This is a genomic window from Pantoea sp. VS1 (assembly GCF_002207995.1).
In the GTDB taxonomy this organism is placed as follows: domain Bacteria; phylum Pseudomonadota; class Gammaproteobacteria; order Enterobacterales; family Enterobacteriaceae; genus Pantoea; species Pantoea dispersa.
In genome coordinates, this window is record NZ_NHZE01000018.1 from 23,620 (window position 1) to 43,160 (window position 19,541).

General features: G+C 56.1%; 14 protein-coding genes. 2 read left to right on the forward strand and 12 right to left on the reverse strand.

The genetic code is table 11. From position 1 onward, the window contains the following. Window positions 1-3: 3 nt before the first annotated feature. The 9 genes from wcaK to wbaP form a co-directional block, all read right to left on the reverse strand. Window positions 4-1,266 (reverse strand): colanic acid biosynthesis pyruvyl transferase WcaK, encoded by a 1,263-nt coding sequence (gene wcaK, locus CBW22_RS10310; RefSeq protein ID WP_058757295.1) that lies wholly within the window; start codon window positions 1,264-1,266, stop codon window positions 4-6. Between the two features lie 309 nt (window positions 1,267-1,575). After that, window positions 1,576-3,786 (reverse strand): phage tailspike protein, encoded by a 2,211-nt coding sequence (locus tag CBW22_RS10315; RefSeq protein ID WP_088516596.1) that lies wholly within the window; start codon window positions 3,784-3,786, stop codon window positions 1,576-1,578. A gap of 69 nt (window positions 3,787-3,855) precedes the next feature. After that, window positions 3,856-4,890 (reverse strand): glycosyltransferase, encoded by a 1,035-nt coding sequence (locus tag CBW22_RS10320; protein WP_058775761.1) that lies wholly within the window; start codon window positions 4,888-4,890, stop codon window positions 3,856-3,858. 155 nt (window positions 4,891-5,045) lie between these two features. Next, on the reverse strand, window positions 5,046-5,798 hold the full coding sequence (locus tag CBW22_RS10325; RefSeq protein ID WP_058757293.1) for a glycosyltransferase family 2 protein: 753 nt from the start codon (window positions 5,796-5,798) through the stop codon (window positions 5,046-5,048). 70 nt (window positions 5,799-5,868) lie between these two features. Continuing rightward, on the reverse strand, window positions 5,869-6,786 hold the full coding sequence (locus CBW22_RS10330; protein WP_058757292.1) for a glycosyltransferase family 2 protein: 918 nt from the start codon (window positions 6,784-6,786) through the stop codon (window positions 5,869-5,871). A gap of 397 nt (window positions 6,787-7,183) precedes the next feature. Further along, window positions 7,184-9,361 (reverse strand): tyrosine-protein kinase Wzc, encoded by a 2,178-nt coding sequence (wzc, locus tag CBW22_RS10335; RefSeq protein WP_021509327.1) that lies wholly within the window; start codon window positions 9,359-9,361, stop codon window positions 7,184-7,186. A 12-nt stretch (window positions 9,362-9,373) separates the two neighbouring features. Further along, window positions 9,374-9,808 (reverse strand): arsenate reductase/protein-tyrosine-phosphatase family protein, encoded by a 435-nt coding sequence (locus tag CBW22_RS10340; RefSeq protein WP_021509326.1) that lies wholly within the window; start codon window positions 9,806-9,808, stop codon window positions 9,374-9,376. A 9-nt stretch (window positions 9,809-9,817) separates the two neighbouring features. Beyond that, a complete protein-coding gene (locus tag CBW22_RS10345) occupies window positions 9,818-10,948 on the reverse strand; it encodes a polysaccharide export protein (protein WP_031280061.1) in 1,131 nt (376 codons plus the stop codon). 299 nt (window positions 10,949-11,247) lie between these two features. Next, complete coding sequence (wbaP, locus tag CBW22_RS10350) at window positions 11,248-12,681, reverse strand: undecaprenyl-phosphate galactose phosphotransferase WbaP (protein WP_058757291.1); 1,434 nt, start codon at window positions 12,679-12,681, stop codon at window positions 11,248-11,250. Window positions 12,682-13,470: 789 nt separating this feature from the next. Between wbaP and CBW22_RS10355 the strand changes: the two genes are divergently transcribed. Further along, on the forward strand, window positions 13,471-15,039 hold the full coding sequence (locus tag CBW22_RS10355) for a TerC family protein (protein WP_058769963.1): 1,569 nt from the start codon (window positions 13,471-13,473) through the stop codon (window positions 15,037-15,039). A 199-nt stretch (window positions 15,040-15,238) separates the two neighbouring features. On the opposite strand, the gene asmA is transcribed toward CBW22_RS10355, so the two are convergent. The 3 genes from asmA to udk form a co-directional block, all read right to left on the reverse strand. Further along, window positions 15,239-17,038 carry an outer membrane assembly protein AsmA gene (asmA, locus tag CBW22_RS10360; RefSeq protein ID WP_088516597.1) on the reverse strand — a complete coding sequence of 600 codons (1,800 nt, stop codon included), beginning with the start codon at window positions 17,036-17,038 and terminating at the stop codon, window positions 15,239-15,241. A 59-nt stretch (window positions 17,039-17,097) separates the two neighbouring features. Then, entirely contained in the window at window positions 17,098-17,679 is a 582-nt protein-coding gene (gene dcd, locus CBW22_RS10365) for a dCTP deaminase (protein ID WP_021509321.1), read from the reverse strand. 120 nt (window positions 17,680-17,799) lie between these two features. Next, window positions 17,800-18,438 (reverse strand): uridine kinase, encoded by a 639-nt coding sequence (gene udk, locus CBW22_RS10370; RefSeq protein WP_010615887.1) that lies wholly within the window; start codon window positions 18,436-18,438, stop codon window positions 17,800-17,802. 229 nt (window positions 18,439-18,667) lie between these two features. On the opposite strand from udk, the gene CBW22_RS10375 reads away from it, so the two are divergent. Continuing rightward, the gene (locus CBW22_RS10375; RefSeq protein WP_021509320.1) at window positions 18,668-19,279 is read left to right on the forward strand and encodes a phosphatase PAP2 family protein; all 612 of its coding nucleotides are present in this window, start codon (window positions 18,668-18,670) and stop codon (window positions 19,277-19,279) included. The last annotated feature ends 262 nt before the right edge of the window (window positions 19,280-19,541 follow it).

The window sequence follows — 19,541 nt, forward strand, 5'->3', positions numbered from 1 at the left end:
CACTTACCCCAGGACGTTGAGAATTTCTTCGGTGATGCGGTTGCCGATTTCACGCTCCTGCGCCACCGCGGTGTTCACTTTTTGCTTCACGTTGTCGTAGTCCGCCAGCACCGTCTGCACTTTGTCGATCAGCGAGCCATCCATCAGGCTCTGTACGTCGGTGGCCATCTGCGGCAGACCCAGCTGGTTCATCACGCCGAGCGATTTGTGCTCGTAGTTGATGGCCACGGCTGGCGTGCCGAAGTTCATGGAGATGATTGCCGAGTGCAGGCGCGTGCCGATGGTGAGATGGCAGTGGCTGAGCAGGATGCCGAGTTCCAGGTCGTTGAACTCGTCCATGATCACATGGTAGTGCTCCGGCTGCTCAACGTGGTCGCGCAGCGTCAGCGCCACCATACGGTCATCTTTGGCATAGCTGTCGATGCCGGTACAGGTGGAGAACGCCACCACCTGATAACCTTCGGCGATCATGGCGTTGATCACCCGGCCAAACGCGGCTTCGTACTCTTTCTGCGTGACGCCAAGACGTTTGTCGAACGGTGCCAGCTCACGCACGGTGATAGCGATGGTTTTGCGCGACTGAATGATGTTCTGCCAGTGCAGCAGGTTGTGGCTCGGATTTTCCACCTCACGCGCCTGCACCAGGAACGCGGTGTCCACGCCCTTCTTCACCCGACTGGTGGTCACGCCATCCTGCTTCAGGCGATCGAGGCTGACCTCTTCGCGCAGCACCAGGCTGTCGACGCGATCAAAAACAAAGTTTGCCAGCGCATTGACGCGCGGGTTTTCGAACGGGCCCACCGAGTGACCGATCATGTGCAGCGGCTTCTTCGCCATCAGCGCGCACAGCGCGTGATCGAACTGGGTGACGCCGTACAGATCGACGAAGAACGAGCCACCGACCTGAATGATGGCGTCATATTTCGCCAGGCTGCGGGTGAATTCCGCCAGATGCGGCGGCACCGAGAAGGATTTATACACGCCACCTTTGCCGAGGTGCGCCATCATGATGTCCGGCATCAGACGGTTGGCGACTTTGCGCTTCAGGCTGCTGACCAGCCCTTTTGGCGCCTTACTGTTGTGCAGAAACAGCGAATCCTGCTGGATGTGCTGCTGCAGTAAATATCCGGAGCTGGTTGGATAGCGGCTGATGACATCGATATCCAGATCCCCACGCGCGGCCTGCAATGAATCAATCAGTCCACGTAAAATCGCGCCATCCCCACGATTTCCACAGGTATGGTTACCCACCAATAAAATCTTCATAAAAACTCCAGATAAATTTTTGTAATTTTTTACAAGCCGCCAGTTCCATACTGGCTAAGTGAACTCTGTAAGAAAAAACTGCTAATGGGCCAGCGGCCCGAAATTAACGACTGCCTGTTGTGACGTAATTGATACCTGCGACAGGTGTTACATGCGCGATAAATCGCGCCGCTACAGACTGTGCAAAGGGTCAGTGCAGAAATCTCCTCTGCACAAACCGTAGCGGCGCAATTTATTGCGCTTTTCCCGTCCTCGCTCGGTGCCGTTGTTGCCTCCGCGATAAATTGCACCGTTACCTGCGTTAAATCCTCACGACTTCAGCGCAAAATACGGCAGCGCCACCTGCTCGCCGTTGATCACCACTGAAACAAACCCCTTCGGCTGGCGCGTATCCACTTCTTCGGGCTTCAGCGCGCGCGACGCCAGCAGCAAATCGCCCTGCTCGTTGCCGCCGATGCCGGCTTTACCGTTGTGCAGGCTAAACCGCTGCGGGGCCGGTTGGCTGTCGCTGGTCGGACTGCCCTGCGCCATGGTGGCGTCAACGCGCGCACAGCGGCCGGTGAGGAACCGATCTTTGGCAGTGCTCTTAATCAGCACCACCGCCGTCGGCGTCCAGCCCGCCAGTTTGACGAACACTTTGCTATCGGTATCGCTGCGCGCATCGACGCGCACCTCCAGAACCGGCGAACTGCCTTCCGCGGACCAGCTGGCTTCCGCCTTGCTGGTTTTGCGCTGCAAATGAATCACCGCGCGACCGCCGGTCTGTTTACCGCCCATCACGTCGAGCAGCGGCTGTTTGTCGCTGCCGTTGCTGAACTGCGACTGACCAAACAACTCGATCTCCCAGCTGTCACCCACGGTGGGCGAGTAAAAATTCCCCAGCTCGAACCAGGTGGCCTGATTGGTGTTGTTGGTCAGACGGAAACGCGACGTGATGTAGTTGTATTTCAGGCTGCCGTCGATGGCCACGCCGTAAGACTCCACCCGCGTTGAGCCCATCTCCCAGATATTCAGCCAGCGCTCACCTTCCAGCGAGTTATCGATCCAGCTGCCAGACTGCAGATTGGTCTGGCGCATGTTGAGACGGGAATTGCGCGCGTTCAGCGGGTTTTTGCAATCTTCCAGGCTCAGCGCATCAATAATCCACTGGCCGTTCGAGATGTCGCCGGGGTGCTCACTGTGCTCAATCCAGCCATTATGAATGATCGACTGGCTGCAGCGCGGCAGGTTAAGTACCATGCCGCCGGTACAGCGCTGGGCGTTGAAGTTCGACAGCTCAATCGCCGTACTGTGGTCCCACGCACCCTGCTTCTGTCCGGACCAGCTGGCTTTGATCACGTCACCGGTACAGGTGTCGGCGTACCACTGGTCGATTTTGCAGTCCAGCGTATCCAGCAGGCTGATCGAGGTGCCGCCGACGCGGTTGAAGCGCAGGCAGGCACCGCGGAAGAACTGGCCGCCCGGACAGGTGTTGCGGAACAGCCCCTGTTTGTTTGGCCGCTTGTCGTTCTGACCGTTGAAGATCAGGTTGGAGATTTCGGTCCAGCGCGCATTTACCTGGAACAGGAATTCGGAACGACCGTCAGATACCAGCGTGGTCGCCGGGAAATAGCCGAAGTTAACCATCGCGCCGGAAATGCGGAAGAAGCGCTGTTGCTGATCGCCAAAGTCACAGCCGGTCACGAAGAAGGTGCCTGCCGGAAACTGCACGCAGATCTGCTGGTTAGCCTTGAGCGACCACTGATACATGGCTTTGATCGCCGGTGCCGTATCGGTTTTGCCATCGGCGATGGCGCCGAAGTCAAACAGCGTCAGACGGTTGAAATCTTCCACCACGCGGCGCCAGTAGAATCCGTTGCCGCTGAAAATCACGCCGCCATCATCTTCGCCTTCGCCATACACGCCGACGAACTCGCCGCCGCCCACTTCCAGCCCTTCGTGCCAGCTTTTCAGCTTGATTTTCGCCCCGGCAAACAGCGGTCGGGTTTTACGCAGCTCTTCCACCGACGGTATTTCGCCGATCAGCTGATAGCCGTTCGGCTGCGCCAGGCGCTGGCTGAAGTTGCTGGCGTTCGGGCGCGACACGTCGCTGATGGAAAACAGCGTATTACCCTGGTTATCTTCCACCACCATCGAGTGCGCGGGATTGGCGATTAACGCGGCATTATCGTGAATAAACTGGGCAAAGTTGCCTTTATTGAGCGCAATGGGCTGGCTCACCTGGGAAACCTTACCGCTGGCGTCGCGCAGATACACCGGAATCTGGTTGCCGGCCTGGCTGGCATCTTTGCCTGCTGCGCCAATCCACAGTTTGCCCTCAAAGTTCTGCCAGAACTGCGGTGGCATGGTATAGACGTTTTCCGGCGTCAGAATCGGCACATCGCCCGGCGGGACGCTGGAGGCATCAACCGCTTTCAGCGCCGGCTGACCACTTTTGGCGGCGTAACTGGAAAACGCGCTCACCGACAGCGCGGCAACAATGGAGGAGGCTGCAGTTTGCAAGACTTCTCTTCTTTTCATGCTAACAATCCCGTGGTCATGGGGCCGCATGGCGGCCGAAAAGGTATCCCCGAGGCACGATAAAAGTGGTTACACCAGCGCCAGCCAGCTCTGTTTGATCTGATTACCGTCAAACTTCAGCGCCGTCTCTTTGGTCTTTTCGCTCATGGCAAAGAACAGGCGATCGTCGCTGGCCAGCTGCTCCATGCGCGCCAGGAAAGTGGCTTTGTCGTTCATTGGCACCAGGAAGCCATCTTCGCCGTGATTGATGATCTCCTGCGGTCCGGTCGGACAGTCATAGGCCACCACCGGCAGCGACCAGGATTTGGCTTCCAGCAGCACCAGCGGCAGTCCTTCATAACGTGAGGTCATCAGCGCCATGTCGCTATCGCGGTAGTAATCATTGATATTGCTGACTTTGCCGACAAAGTTAACGCTGTCGGTGATGCCCAGCGCCGCGGCCTGATCGTGCAGCTGCTGGCGCAGTTCGCCGTCACCGGCGATCACCAGCTTCCACTCCGGGTGTTTTTTGCTGAAGTCGGCCCAGATATCCAGCAGCAGGTCAAAGCCCTTCTGGTTATCGAGGCGGCCTACCGCCAGCGCCTGACGGCTGCGCGTCTCGCGCTGCCAGGATTTGTACACTACCGGATTAGGAATTTGCTGGCTGGGGATATGCCAGCGGGTGAAGACCTGATGGTCTTTGTCAGTCAGCACGATCACCTGATCGTAGTAGCGCAGCAGCAGCCACTTCAGCAGTTTGATCGGCTTGCTGAACGAGTTAATAGCGATGTGCTCGCAGGCGTAGGCTTTGAAGGTTTTTTTCTTCATTGCCATCAGGTTCCAGAAGGCAAACATCACGCTCAGGCGCCCCATACTGATCAGGAATACGCTGTCGAAGCCCTCCTGATGGATGCGCGCCACGGCACTTTTGATCGGGTTGCTGTGGCCTTCGAAGCTGACAATCTCTTTCACCCGCTCAAACGGGTAAAAGGTTTTGCCGTGCCCTTCCAGCGAGTAAATGGTGACGGCATGCTCTTCACCGAGGCACTCCGACATGAAGTTGCAGATGTTCTCCGTGCCTGCGTAGGAGTAGGCATCCTTAATAACCAAAACAATCTTTTTCATCTGATACTTTTCACCTCAAATTGCTCAAATCCAGACCCAAGTCATTTGTGTTGCCGCAAGGCGGCAAGTGCGTTCATTCCCGGGAGCTTACTCAAGTAAGTGACCGGGATGGACGTGCGCAGCCAACGTAGCGGCAGCGCGAAGGACACAGGGTCTTAGCGATGTTTAAGGGTGAAAAGAACCCCATTCACCATATACCAGCCGTAATAGTAATAGATTTTTAAAGGATTGTTTTTATAGATAATTCTTAATAATTCGAGGTGCCATTTCGCCGCTTTATTTTTGTTACGCGACAGCGAATCGCCCAGCTCGTAGTAGTTGACCAGCGTCTTCTGGATCACCCGGGCTTGTTTGTAGCGGAGGAACAGCTCATAGAGGAACAGGAAGTCTTCATGGCCTTTACGCTGGAAGAAGATGCCCTGTGGCGGACGACGGAAACACACCGAGGAGAAGCAGACGCGATACTGCTTCTTCACGAAGTTTTCCTGCTGCAGATAAGGTTTGTGGTAGTTGATGTCGTGATCGGCGGTTTTGGTTTTGTAGTGATAATGGGTGATGACGAAGTCGTCACCGGCGGCCAGCGCCGCGGCCTGCTCGGCCAGTTTCTCCGCGTGCCATTCGTCATCGCTGTCGAGAAACGCAATGATCTCCTCTTTGGCCGCGCGCAGGCCCACGTTGCGCGTTTCCGCCGCGCCGAGGTTGACCTCGTTGCTGAGGATAGTGATGCGCGCATCCTGGCAATGCTCGCGCACAAAAGCGAGTGAATCATCGGTGGATTTATCATTGACCAGGTAGAGATGCCAGTCGCTGTAGGTCTGATTCACGATCGACTCAACCGCACGCAGCACGGTGTTGCGCGCGTTGTACATCGGCATCACGATACCGATGGTGCCAACATGATTTGTCATTTGTATACCCGGAGTGTCAGGAACCGAAAAAATGCTCCCGCTGCGGGAGCAAGTGAAAGTCATAAATCGATCAGGAAACCGCTCTTCGCCCCGTGAAGCGCGACTTCAGCTTATCGACCAGGCGATTGATGAAGTAGGCGCGGTTATCACGGTTGGTGAGGAAGAAGTAGCGCGCAAAACTGACGCTGGCCAGCAGCGAATTGCCATCCATTTTGTAGCGCAGCGGCAGCTTGAACGCTTTGTAGGTATGGATATCGCGCGCCGTCAGGTGCGGCTTCATGGTGTCGAGCCAGAAGAAGGAGTACTTCACCGACTCGCCTTTGTGTTTGGAACCAAATTTGGTCACCAGATGGTAGGTCGCCAGCGGTTTGGCGATCATCACAAATTCATAGCCCATGCGGTCGGCGCGGATGCAGAAGTCATAATCCTGATGGCGAATATAGCGCGCATCAAACTGGATTCTGGCGGCATCTTCGCGTTTCAGCACGATGGTACTGGTCTGGATAAAGCCGTAACAGCCAAACAGGTACTCCGCCACGGTCTCGTTTTTACCCGGCGGCTGCATCGGCATCACTTTGAGGAAGCTGCCGTCCTGATGAATATTGACCTGGCTGAAGATGACATAGCGCGATTTACCCTGCGCTTCCAGCTTGCGGATGGTATCGCACACTTCCAGCAGCTTGTCCGCGTGCCACTCGTCGTCGGCGTCGAGGAAGCTAATGAAGTCGCCCTGCGCCAGTTCAATACCTTTGTTGCGCGCGCCGGCACCGTTGAGTTTGACCTCAGACAGCTCCAGTTTGATGTCCAGATCCTGATAGCGCTCGCCGCGCACCACCTGCGCCAGTTCCGCAGCATCAGCGGATTTGTCATCCACGATGATGACTTCAAAGTTGCGATAGGTTTGCGCTTTGACGCAATCCAGCGTCGTGACAATCGATTTCGACGCGTTATAAGCGGGAATTACAATTGAGAAGCGGATGTCCTGCATTGCCAGCACCTCTTAAACAGCTGTTCCAGATTCAACGGTAACGCGAGCGGCCTGTAGAAAGGAATCGGCTTTGTTCTGAAAAATCATGCCGTTAGTATTCTTTTTCAATAAGACTTTTCGTACCGTCACGGAAATACCTAAGATTGTGCTGTGTGTATGTTGGGTGGTGCAAAACGCACCGAAAATAAATAGTTATTATGTTCGCGGTATAAATTTCACCGCCGCAGTTGTCTGCTGTTAATCACCGCACGTTCCGTAGCGGCGCAATTTATTGCGCGATAAATCGCGCCGCTACAATACTCTGCGGTGTATCCGCATGTTTTGCAGAGGCACAAGGCATGGCGCTTAGCCAGAGACGCGCCATAAAAAGGGGCGGAAAATCCGCCCCCGATAGTGCTTAGCTTTTGCTCTCTTTGCCGTATTCGTAGTTGTAATAGTCGTAGCCATAGCCATAGGCATTGGACGCTTTACGGACCACGGCGTTGAGGATGACGCCTTTAATCTCGATACCGTTCTGGGCGAAGCGCTTGTAGCTGACATCCAGCTCTTTGGTGGTGTTGGTTTCGAAACGCGCCACCATCAGTGAGGTACCGGCCAGCTTACCGATGATGGAAGCGTCGGTCACAGCCAGAATCGGCGGCGTATCGATCAGCACCAGGTCATAGTTCTTGCTTGCCCAGTCCAGCAGCTCCTGCATGCGACGATGCATCAGCAGCTCAGACGGGTTCGGTGGCACCTGACCGCGCGGCAGGAAGTCAAAACCGTACACGCCCTTCTGAATCATCGCCGGCGAGAACTCGCTCTTGCCTGACAGCACGTTAGACAGGCCGGTCTTGTTATCCGCACCCAGCAGCTCGTGGGTATAGCCGCGACGCATATCACCATCGATGAACAGCACGCGCTGACCTGCTTTGGATACCAGCGTCGCCAGGTTGGCACAGATAAAGGTTTTACCAATACCCGGGCTGGCACCGGTGATCATCAGGATGTTGTTTTTCGCTTCCATCATGGCGAAGTGCAGGCTGGTGCGCAGGCTACGAATCGCTTCGATGGAGAGGTCAGTCGGGTTACCCAGCGCCAGCAGCGTGTTGTGCGGATCCGACTTCTCTTTGCTGCCGCGTCGCGCCAGTGCTTCGGTATCTTTCTTACGCTGCCATTCGGAGAGCGGTACGCTGGCGTAGACGTTCATGCCCAGCTCTTCCAGCTGCTCCGGGTTGTCGATACCGTGGTGGAACAGCGCTTTCAGCAGCACCAGACCAACCGACAGCATCAGACCAACAATCAGACCCGCGACAATAATCAGCAGCTTCTTCGGTGCCACCGGGCTGGTGCTGGTTTCGGCACGGTCGATGATGCGCACATCACCCACAGTGCTGGCCTTGCTGATGCCCAGTTCCTGCTGACGGTTCAGCAGCTGCATGTAGATTTCCTGACCGGCCTGCACATCACGCGTCAGACGCAGAATCTCCTGCTGGGTCTGCGGCATGGCCGAGATTTTCTTGTTCAGCTGCGCCTGTTCCGCTTCCAGCGTTTTGCGTTTTTCCAGCAGCGCGCGGTAAGTCGGGTGGTCTTTGGTGAACAGCTGGGAAACTTCGGCTTCACGGAAGGTCAGCTCGTTCAGCTGGCTCTGGACGCTAACGGAAGAGTCGAGCGCCGATTTGGCTTCCAGCGACATGTCCACCGACTCGTTCTGACGACGGAAGGTGTTCAGCTTGTCTTCCGCATCGTCCAGCTTGGCACGCACGTTAGGCAGCTGAGTGCGCAGGAATTCGAGGCTCTTCTCCGCCTGCTCAGACTTACGCTCAACGTTCTGCAGCAGATAGTTGTTGACGATCTGGTTCAGCACGCGGCTCGCCTGCTCCTGATCTTCATCCTGGAACTCCAGGCCCAGCACGCCGGTGGTTTTGCCTTTATCGGCGACGGTCAGCGCGCCCAGTACGGTTTTAATCGCCTGCAGGTCGCTCAGCTTGGTGACGCTGAAGCTGGTGCCTTCGTCAGCCTGAATGCCGCTAACCAGCATGGTGACGTCGCCGTGCTGCTCCAGCTGACCCACGCGGCCTTTGAACAGCTCGTCGCCGTCTTTGCTCACGGTATAGGTCTGCGGACCGGTGACTTCCAGCTCAACGGTGCGTTTGTCGATGCTGCGCGGAATTTCCAGGCGTGAAATGGCAATCTGCGCCGGCTTGTTGCCCATCAGGCGCGACAGACCTTTACCGATTACCGGGAAGTAGTTTTGCTGAATGACCGTGTCCAGACCAAGGTCGTTAACGGTTTTACCAATCACCATGCGGGATTCGATAATCTGAATCTCGGTGTCTGATGCTGGCGTGGTCGGAATCACATCCTGTAATTCGTTCAGCACCGAGGCGGTGTTTTTCTGCTCCACCTGCACCATAGCGTCCGCGCTATAGATTGGCGTAGCAAACAGTGTGTAGAGCGTTGCCATCAGCATAAAGAAAGCGGTGACCGCCACGATGATCCAGCGATGATCGATCAGCTGTCCCACAAGATGCGCCAGATCCCATCCATTCGAATCTTCTTTTGGCGCAGTCATAACCTTGTTTTTGATATTCATGGATATTCCCAACTATCGGCTTAGTACGTTAACCCATTTCTGGGTAGCGTTTTCCAGTAACCCGTAAACCTCTTCAAAGGCCTCACGGCTTTTTTTGTACGGATCCGCAATTTCCTGTTGGTTAAGCCAGTGGCCCAGCAGCATGGTCTTCCCCCGCGCGGCCGGATCGATGCGATTCACCTGCTCAACGTGGCGCTTCTCCATTACCAGAATCAGGTCAAAGTCACGGCACATGCTGGCCGTTAACTGCTGAGCCTCATGACCGTCCAGCGAGACGCCATGTTCAGCGGCGACGGCGCTGGCCGTCTTATCCGCCGGATGGCCCTTCAGGGCACCAAGACCGGCAGAAGCGATACGGGTATGCGGAAGTGCGCGTTTAAACAGACGCTCCCCGGTGGGGGAGCGGCAAATGTTGCCGACGCAGACGACTAACACTGACTTAATCATGGTAAAACCTTAGTCCGACCAGTTGCGGAAACGCAGCGCTGCGGAGCTTGCATCGTCGATACCCACGATGGTCGGCAGCAGTCCGGAAATCACGCGGTTCCAGCGGGTGATTGGTGTTGCGGTGACGTAGACAATGTCGTACGGCTCCAGTTGGAATTCGGTGCCCATCACCATCGACGCCGCATCTTTGGTGTTCAGCTGATAGATGTTGGCGATCTTGGTGCGGTTAGCACCGCGAATCGGACGAATGACGAATACGCCGGTGGCGTCAGAGGTGGTTTGATCCATGCCCTGTGCGTTACCCAGCGCTTCAGCCAGCGTCATGCCGCTGCGGTCCATCTTCAGCGTGGTCTGCTGTTTCACTTCGCCCATCACGAAGATCTTCAGATCGTCGTTACGCGGTACGTAAAGGATATCGCCCGGATAGAGCAGATGGTTCTGGCTCAGGTCGCCGTTTTGCATCAGCGCCTGCAGCGAAATGCGCTGCTCGCGGCCGTTGTGCGTCAGCACCACGTTGCGCCAGTCGGCGTCAGCGGCAAGGCCACCCGCGGCGTTCACCGCATCCAGCACGGTCAGCGGCACGTTGGTGATCGGCTGCTGGCCGGAGGTGGTGACCGAACCGGTCACGTAGGCTTTCTGCGAACGGAACGCGGCCACATTGACATCCACCTGCGGACTTTCAATGAACTGCGCCAGACGACGCGCGATTTCACTGCGGATTTCCGTCACGGTGCGGCCTGCAACGCGCACTTTACCGATGTACGGATAGAAGATGGTACCGTCTGCCTGCACCCAGTTACCGGTGTCGCTGGCGCTACGGTACTGACCGGCCGGCGTAGTCAGCTCAGGGTGATCCCATACGGTGACGTTCAGTACGTCGCCGATGCCAACGCGGTATTGATAGCTCTGAATCTCGTTCTGCAGCAGCGGGTTAGCCTGAGCAACCAGCGGCTTCGGACGCATCTGTTCAACCAGACGCGGCGTCAGAGGGAAGACGTTAACGTATTTGTCGATGTCAAAATTGCTATCCTGTTGCTCAATGACATCTTTTCCGCTAGTGGAAAGGTGCGAACCTGGTTCGATGGTGCACCCGGAGAGGAAAGTCGCGGATACCAGTAACGGTATCAATTTAGTTTTCATTATCATCTGGTTCTTCGCTATCAGTTAATGATTGATAGAGGCGAAAACGCCGCTGTGTAAGCGTCTAACAAAAATAAAGGCAAGGAATTAAACACTGAAACTGAGGTTCATTATCATTAGCTCCCTGGTTTATGTTGTCATCCTGGTTGCAGACGACTTCAATTAAAGTGGGTTATCGTTAAGCGGCTTAATAACCCGCTCTGTTCGGGCTCGATAATGGCAGTTATCAGTTACAGACACTCCCAGCACCGGCAGTTATCAGGCGGGAACGTTATTTCGTCCCCTGCCCTTGCTGTCTATCAATAAGCGCCGTCGCGTTTGAGTACCACGCCGACCGTCTTAAACAGAATCGCGATGTCATTCCACAGCGACCAGTTTTTGACATACCACGAATCGAAATAGACGCGCGTCTCATAGTCAACGTCGTTACGACCGCTGACCTGCCACAATCCCGTCATGCCTGGCTTTGCCATCAGGTAATAATCAACATCACCGGCATAACGGCAGAGTTCATCTTCAATCACCGGGCGCGGGCCAACGAGGCTCATGTCACCGCGCACGACGTTCCACAGCTGCGGCAGCTCATCCAGGCTGGTTTTACGGATGAAATGACCGACTTTGGTAATACGTGGATCGTTTTTCAGTTTGAAATCTTTGTCCCACTCGGCGCGGGCTACCGGGTCGGTGCGCAGCACCTCTTCCAGTACCTCTTTCGAGTTAATCACCATTGAGCGGAACTTCAGGCACTTGAACTTGCGGCCATTGAGACCCACACGTTCGTGACCGTAAATCGGTGGTCCGCCATCACGGCCAACCATGAAGCCGAGTACCAGCAGCGCAGGCGACAGCGCGATGATGATGCTGAGCGCGCCGACGATATCGAATGCCCGCTTCAGGACACGCGAGGTGCGTTTCGCCAGGTTGTTATTCACACGCAGAATCATCACTTCATGGCTGAAGATGTAAGCCATATCGGTGCCGTACAGCGGTACGCCGCGCAACGTCGGGATAACCGAGACCGAGCGACAGTTATGCATCGCCAGCATTTTCAGCCAGCGGTCGCGGTGCTGACTCTGCTCAAACTCAACCGCGACGATAAACTGGGTTTCGCTGTTGGTCAGCTGCCACAGCTCCTGCTCGTTATGCAGCACCGGTACACCGGAGATGCTGGCCTGCGGGCAACTGCCATCGACGTCGAAGAAGGCGATCACATCAAAGCCCATCACCTCTTCGCTCTGCAGCGCCTGCCACGCTTCCTGCGCGTTACGGTTGCTGCCAATAATAATGGTTTGCTTTTTCCACATACCGAAATGATTCAGTACGCGTTTGGAAATAGCGCGCGCCAGCGGAATCAGCACCAGCGCTAAAATCCACGTTAATACCCAGACAAAACGGGACATCTGCCATTGTGATAATGCTGAAATTGACAAATCGATGACAGAGAAAATGAGAATGGTACGAAAGATCTCTTTCAGCTCAAACCAGAAGGGTTTGCGATAGGTATAATGACGCAGGCGAACCCAGAACCAGCCTGTACAAATTAAGGACAGGCAGACATGGGTGGCGATTTTTAAGTTGAGGTCTTTTTCAGAAATATCTGCCAGTGGAGAATCGGCGAACGAATTAATCAGCGCGAGTGCAATAAACAATGCCGCGTTGAAACAAATTAAATCCGAGCACGCCAGTAAAATTTTTGTCAGAAGACTTTTATATGTAAATTCATTATCGCGCATATTTGACTCTTTTATTTTATTTCCCTTAATCCCTAACGCCTAAGCCTGAGTAATTAATGAGCGATGCACTAACTAAACCAGCGAGACAAACTGCGGCGAACTCCCCGGCATTTAGGCCAATTCTCTTTCCAGTTAAGCAAGAAAATTGTGATAAATACCAACAGATTAGTCTGACTTCCTTTTGCCGCAAGGCCAGACAATTCTTAACCTGTGAAAACCACGTCAGGCACGCTACCGCCCTTGGCTGTCGCTGCCAATACCGCTTACAACACCCTATTTTTTGTCCGCGCTTTGTCGCCACGCCGGGAAATACCCGCCTTAACCCGTGCACGATCACAATTCACAACATTAAGAAGCTAAACAGCGCGCTATTAACAACATTGGCGCAGACATTTACTAACACGTTGCTATACTAGTTATTACTGGCTTGTTTACAAGTAGGCCCCGTCTTCCCTGCACTATTTTAGGAAAAAGACTACCAGCCATAAGTATTGATGCCAGCCCCGCCAGGCAATTTCACGCCAAATTTCAGAATAATTCGATACCCGTCTTCAGATTAGTCGCATTAAAAATGTACGCTTTTGCCGCTGGATAAGAATAAATAGTGGTCTTCATCCACACAGGATGTTTATCCATACTTTTCACTTATCGCCCGGCTGAACAAGGTAAGATTAATCCTAATAAGCCGCCAGCCCGCGACATCCGCGCGGCCGGGGCGTATTTGTACCCTGTCTGACGATTAACTATCATCAGACTAAGCTCATTTTTAGACATTATGGTGATGAAAGTATGTGGGAGTGGATCATCGATCCGTCGCTCTGGGCAGGATTAGTCACGCTAATCGTTCTTGAGCTGGTGCTGGGTATTGATAACCTGGTTTTCATCGCCATCCTGGTGGAGAAGCTGCCGCCAACGCTGCGCGACCGCGCGCGGGTGTTCGGCCTGCTGCTGGCGCTGATATCACGGCTGGTGCTGCTGGCGTCGCTGTCGTGGCTGGTTACGCTGACCCAACCGCTGTTCACCCTCTTCCAGCACAGCTTCAGCGCCCGCGACCTGCTGCTGCTGGGCGGCGGTATCTTCCTGTTGTTTAAAGCCACCACCGAACTGAACGCCCGGCTGGAGGGCAGCGACGAGGAATCGGGTCAAAATAACAGCGGTGCTAAATTCTGGCCGGTGGTGGCGCAAATCGTGGTGCTGGACGCCATCTTTTCACTTGATGCCGTCATTACCGCCGTCGGTATGGTCAACGACCTGCCGGTGATGATGATCGCCGTGACCATCGCCATCCTGTTAATGCTGCTGGCCAGCAAGCCGCTGACGCGCTTCGTTAACGGCCATCCTACCATTGTGATTCTCTGCCTGAGCTTCCTGCTGATGATCGGCTTTAGTCTGGTGGCAGAGGGTTTCGGCTTCGTCATCCCCAAAGGCTATCTGTACGCGGCCATTGGCTTTTCGATTGTGATTGAGATCTTTAACCAGCTGGCGCTGTTTAATCGCCGCCGTTTTCTTACCGCCGGACGGCCGCTGCGCCAGCGTACTGCCGAAGCCGTGCTGCGCATTTTGCGCGGTGAAGCGCAGCGCGCCGATCTGGATGCCGACACGGCATCGCTGCTGAGCGATAACCAGGGCGCAGCGCTGTTTAACCGTCAGGAGCGGCGCATGATCATGCGCGTGCTGGGCCTGGGTCAGCGCCAGATCAACAGCATCATGACGTCACGCCATGACGTCGAGCATATTGATCTGAGTGAAGACCCGCAGTCGATCATGGATAAACTCGACCGCAACCAGCATACGCGCCTGCTGATCACCGAACAGGGGCGCGAGCCGCTGGGCGTGGTGCATGTGATCGATCTGCTGCATCAGTCGCTGCACAGTAAATCGCTGGATTTGCGTGCGCTGATTCGCCAGCCACTGGTGTTTCCCGAGCGCGTCACCTTGCTGCAGGCGCTGGAGCAGTTTCGCCATGCGCGCACCCATTTTGCCTTTGTGGTGGATGAGTTTGGTTCGGTGGAAGGCGTGGTAACGCTGAGCGACGTGATGGAGACCATCGCCGGCAACCTGCCCAATGAAGGGGAAGAGATTGATGCCCGTTACGATATTCAGCCCGCAGAGCATGGCGGCTGGATCGCCAACGGCCATATGCCGCTGGAAGATTTAGCGCTATACGTGGCGCTGCCGCTCGACGAGAGGCGCAATTACCATACGCTGGCGGGATTGCTGATGGATAGCCTGCAGCACGTGCCGGCCGAAGGTGAGGAGTTGCGCGTCGGGGATTATCTGCTGCGCACCCTGCAGGTGGAGAACCATCGGGTGCAAAAAGTCGAGATTGTGCCGGTCGCGCCCGCACCGTTTATTTAACCCGGTGCCGGGGCGTGATTTATTATGCGTGTCCGGCCACCAGTGTTGCGATTTGTAGCGGCGCGATTTATCGCGCATGCCTGACATCCGCACCGTTGTACATTGCGCAATAAATTGCGCCGCTACCCGTCAGTGCAACGCGGGGTCGCGGCGCGAATCATCGCGCGATGAACAATCCGATAACGTCGCCCTGGCCCTTTTATTGCCGCGGTGCAGACTTCTGGCTATCCAGCCACTGATTAAGGCGCGTTTTGGCTTCGCCCTGCAACTGCTGGCGCACCACGTCATCTACCGGCAGCGAATACTGCAGATTGCCCCAGCTGCCGTACATGCGCAGCGGAATCGGCTGGCCGTTGAGTACTTTCGCCAGCCGGTCGTCGCCCTGCCAGCCGCGCAGAATCATATTAATGGTGACATCCAGCTGCTGCTTGACTACATCCACGTTGCCGTGGGTTTGCAGCGCCAGCCGGCTGCTGCCGCCCTGCAGATCCGGCAGCGTGACGTTGCCCTGCTTCAGGCTGATGCGCCCGCTTAACTGTTCAATTCCCTGATCATCCGGCTGATCGTTACTGACGCGATTGCTGACGCGCGCCACGGCGCGGCGCACCATCTGCTGTAAATTCAGCTGCGCCAGTTGCAGATTAGTGGCTTCCAGTTCTGCATTGCCCTGCCAGTTCTGTTTCGCCTCCGCCACGCTCAGCCCGGCACCGCTGATGTCGCCCTTGAGCGAGACCGTGCCCTGCAGCGAAGCCGGCAGTTCCAGCGCTTTAAGCAGCGGCGCGATGGCAATGCTGCTCAGCTCCGGCTGAAACGCCACCTGCGTGACCGGCTGACGGATATCCACCGAGCCGGGAATGGAAAAGTGGCCGTCACCAAATTTGCCCTGCAGCTTGTTGAGCGTCAGCAGCCCGCGCTGATTGCGGGCGTCAATTTGCAGATTGCTGAGCGTCAGACCGCGCCACACGCTGCTGTCAGCGTCGAGCGTCAGCTGCAAATCCATGCTATTGAGCGGCGAGTCGGCGTTATTGTGTGCGTGCGGCTCAGCGATCACCGGCGTGCGCATCACGTTAGCCTGCTGCGTGGTGCTGTTATCGCTGGCGGGCGCGCTGGCCATCAGGTTATCCAGATTGAGCGAGGTCGCATGCAGCGCGAGGTTGAGCTGCTGCGGCAGGGCCAGCCGGCCCTCAGCGCTGCCGTCGAGGGCGCTGTCGTTCGCGGTTAACTGCAGCTTGTTCAGCGCAAACTGCTGCTGGTCGCCATCCCACTGCGCCTGCCCGCTCAGCGTCCCTTTAATGCCCTGCGGCGGCAGGTTCGCGCCGTCCAGCGTATAATCCAGCTCATCCAGCTGGCCGCTGATACGGTGCGGATAATGCGCCACGTCCATCTGCCCTTTCAGGTTCAGGCTGAGGTTACGCTGATTGCGCGACACGCGGGTCGCCAGCTCAACGCTGGCCTGCCGGTTATCGTCCTGATTCAGATTGAGGTTGAGATCGCGGAAGTTATACTCGTCACCGCCCGGCTGCTGCCAGATGAGCAGGCTATCGGCGATGCGCAGTTTACTGATGTTAAAGGTCCAGCCATTGCTGGCGGCGATGGTCGGTTCACTGTCGCCCGGCTCAATCGGCGCGCCCTGCGGTTTCTGCACCGCGCTGTCCGGCGTGGCGCGAATAATCGCGTTTTTCAGCATCACCTGACTGACGCTCAGCTGATGCGACAGCAGCGGCCACAGATTGACGTCCAGACGCATATTATCGGCGGTCACCATCGGCTGGCTGGCGCCGGGCGCGGTCAGGCTCATGCGGCCCGCCAGAATGCTGAGCTGCGGCCAGACGTGCCAGCGCAGGTCGCCGCTCACTTCAAGCTGATAACCACTGCGCTGTTTTACCTGCTGTACCATATAGGTACGAAAGTCGTTGGGATTGACCAGCAACACCAGTGCCGTCATGCCCGCTACGACCACCACTAACAGGATGGCCAGCGTGGTTATCAGTCTTCTCATTGCATCCTCATCACCGTCAGATTTCAGGCCGCTGGCGCGAAATCACTCCAGGAGAAACGTTAGTCTTTATCAATACGGCTGGCGTCAGCGCCCTGCTGCCCGCGATATTTGGCGTCTTCGCGGCGATTGTAAGGACGCGCCGCCGGCCCGGACAGCGGTTCAAAGCTCAGTGCGCCAATCAGCATGCCGGGACGCAGCGCCAGCGGCAGCTTACCGGAGTTGTAAAACTCCAGCACGATACGGCCCTGCCAGCCCGGATCGATGCGGTGCGCGGTAACGTGCACCATCAGCCCGAGGCGCGCCAGTGACGAACGGCCATCCAGCCAGCCCACCAGATCGTCGGGGATGGTGACGGATTCCAGCGTCACCGCCAGCGCCAGTTCACCCGGATGCAGAAAGAACGCTTCCCCTTCCGGCAGCACAATCTCATCGCTCATCACGCGATCCAGCGCCGCGCTCACTTCATGCTTTGGACCACTTAAATCTATAAACGGTGCGGTGTGGCCGCTAAAGGTACGGAACTGGTTACCGAGGCGCACATCCACGGTGGCACCGTTGATGCGCTCAACCGGCGGACGGGGATCGATGGCCAGCTTGCCGCTGTCCAGCCAGCTTTCAATATCGCGATCGCATAATCTCATCGCAGAAACTCCATGATTTAAGTGTAGCGAAAGGTGGTCAGGTTGTGACAAACCGTTCGCGTCACGTCCATCCGGACGCACGGTGTCCCGTTCCGGTCCCGCTGAACCGGACGGGCGTCGTCAAAGATACTGGTTAATTTTGGCCTTGAGGATATCAATGGCGATGCGGTTTTTACCACCGCGCGGCACAATGATGTCGGCATACTGCTTGGAAGGCTCAATAAACTGCAGGAACATCGGGCGCACGGTCTTTTGGTACTGGCTCATCACCGAGTCCATCGAGCGCCCGCGCTCGTTGACGTCGCGCTTCATACGGCGCATCAGGCAGATATCCAGCGGGGTATCAACGAAGATCGAGAAGTTAAGCTCCTGGCGCAGCCGTGCATCGGTCAGCAGCAGAATCCCTTCCAGAATAATCACTTTCTTCGGCTTCAGATGAATACACTCATCGGTACGGGTGTGCTCAACGTAGCTGTAAACCGGCAGGTCGATATCTTCGCCGGCCTTAAGCGCGCGCAGATGCTGCAGCAGCAAATCGTGGTCCATCGCGCTCGGATGGTCGTAGTTGGTTTTCACCCTCTCTTCCATGGTGAGGTGGCTTTGATCTTTATAGTAGGCATCTTCGGGGATCACACCGATATGCTCGTCACCGACCTGGTCACGGATTTCACGATAGAGCGTGCTGGCAATAAGACTTTTTCCGGATGCGGATGCACCTGCAATGCCAACGATCACGCACTGATGAGACTTGTCAGTCATACTTTTTTAAGACCTGATAACTGGAGCCGGTTTCTGTCTGCACAAAAACAGGCCGATTGAGAGGGTTAGTTGGCGGCAATTATAGGGATTTCACCGGGTTGATGCCAGTGAAAACCGGCGCGCCGCCTTTTCAGACTATCCCGTTTTGCAGCCAGCGGCTTAATCGATACACTGTTTCTCTGCCCGCCGTGTGACTGGCGGGAGCCCGATAGTCGTTGCAAGGAAAAGTATGAGCTGGAGAACCCTGACCTATTTCGGCGACAGTATGTTGCTGATCCCCACTGCGGTGATCATCGCACTGGTGCTGCCGTGGAAAAGCGACAACCGTCGCACCGTCTGGTACTGGCTGCTGGCGTTTGGCCTGGCGGGCCTGCTGGTCAGCATCTCGAAAATTATGTTTCTCGGCTTCGGCATTGGCAGCGCGCGTTATAACTTTACCGGTTTCAGCGGCCATAGCGCGATGTCAGCGACGCTGTGGCCGGTGATGATGTGGCTGATTTCCGGCCGCTGGCCCACGTTCTGGCGCGCCCTGACCATCGGTATCGGCTATCTGATTCCGCTGATGGTGGGATTATCGCGCCTGGTGATCCATGCGCACTCGGTGAGTGAAGTGCTGGCCGGACTGATGCTGGGCTTTACCCTGAGCAGCGCGTTCCTGCTGAGCCAGCGCCGCACCGCGCTGAAGGGGTTTAGCGTGGTGCAGGTGGCGGTGGCATTTCTGATTCCGCTGTTGCTGATGGGCCACGGCCGCGTCGCCACCACCCAGCAGTTCCTCGAGCGTTTTTCCGCTGACCTCGCCGGGCTGGAAAAGCCCTTCACCCGCGCCGATTTGTTTCGCTGAGTGCGTTGCGCGGTAAAGGGTGTAAGGTCTGTCCATTACGTTTTGAACACGTTCCACAAATGATTGCACATACGGTAGCGGCGCAATTTATTGCGCGATAAATCGCGCCGCTACAAATCGTGCAATTTGTCGTGTCCTTACCTGAATCGCTGCAGATCCAGCAGGCGCGATACTGCCAGCAGATTTCACCGGTTTTGTCGGGTGCGCATTCATGCGCACCTGGATGCAGGCCGCAAAAAAACATTTCCGCACAAAGATATCT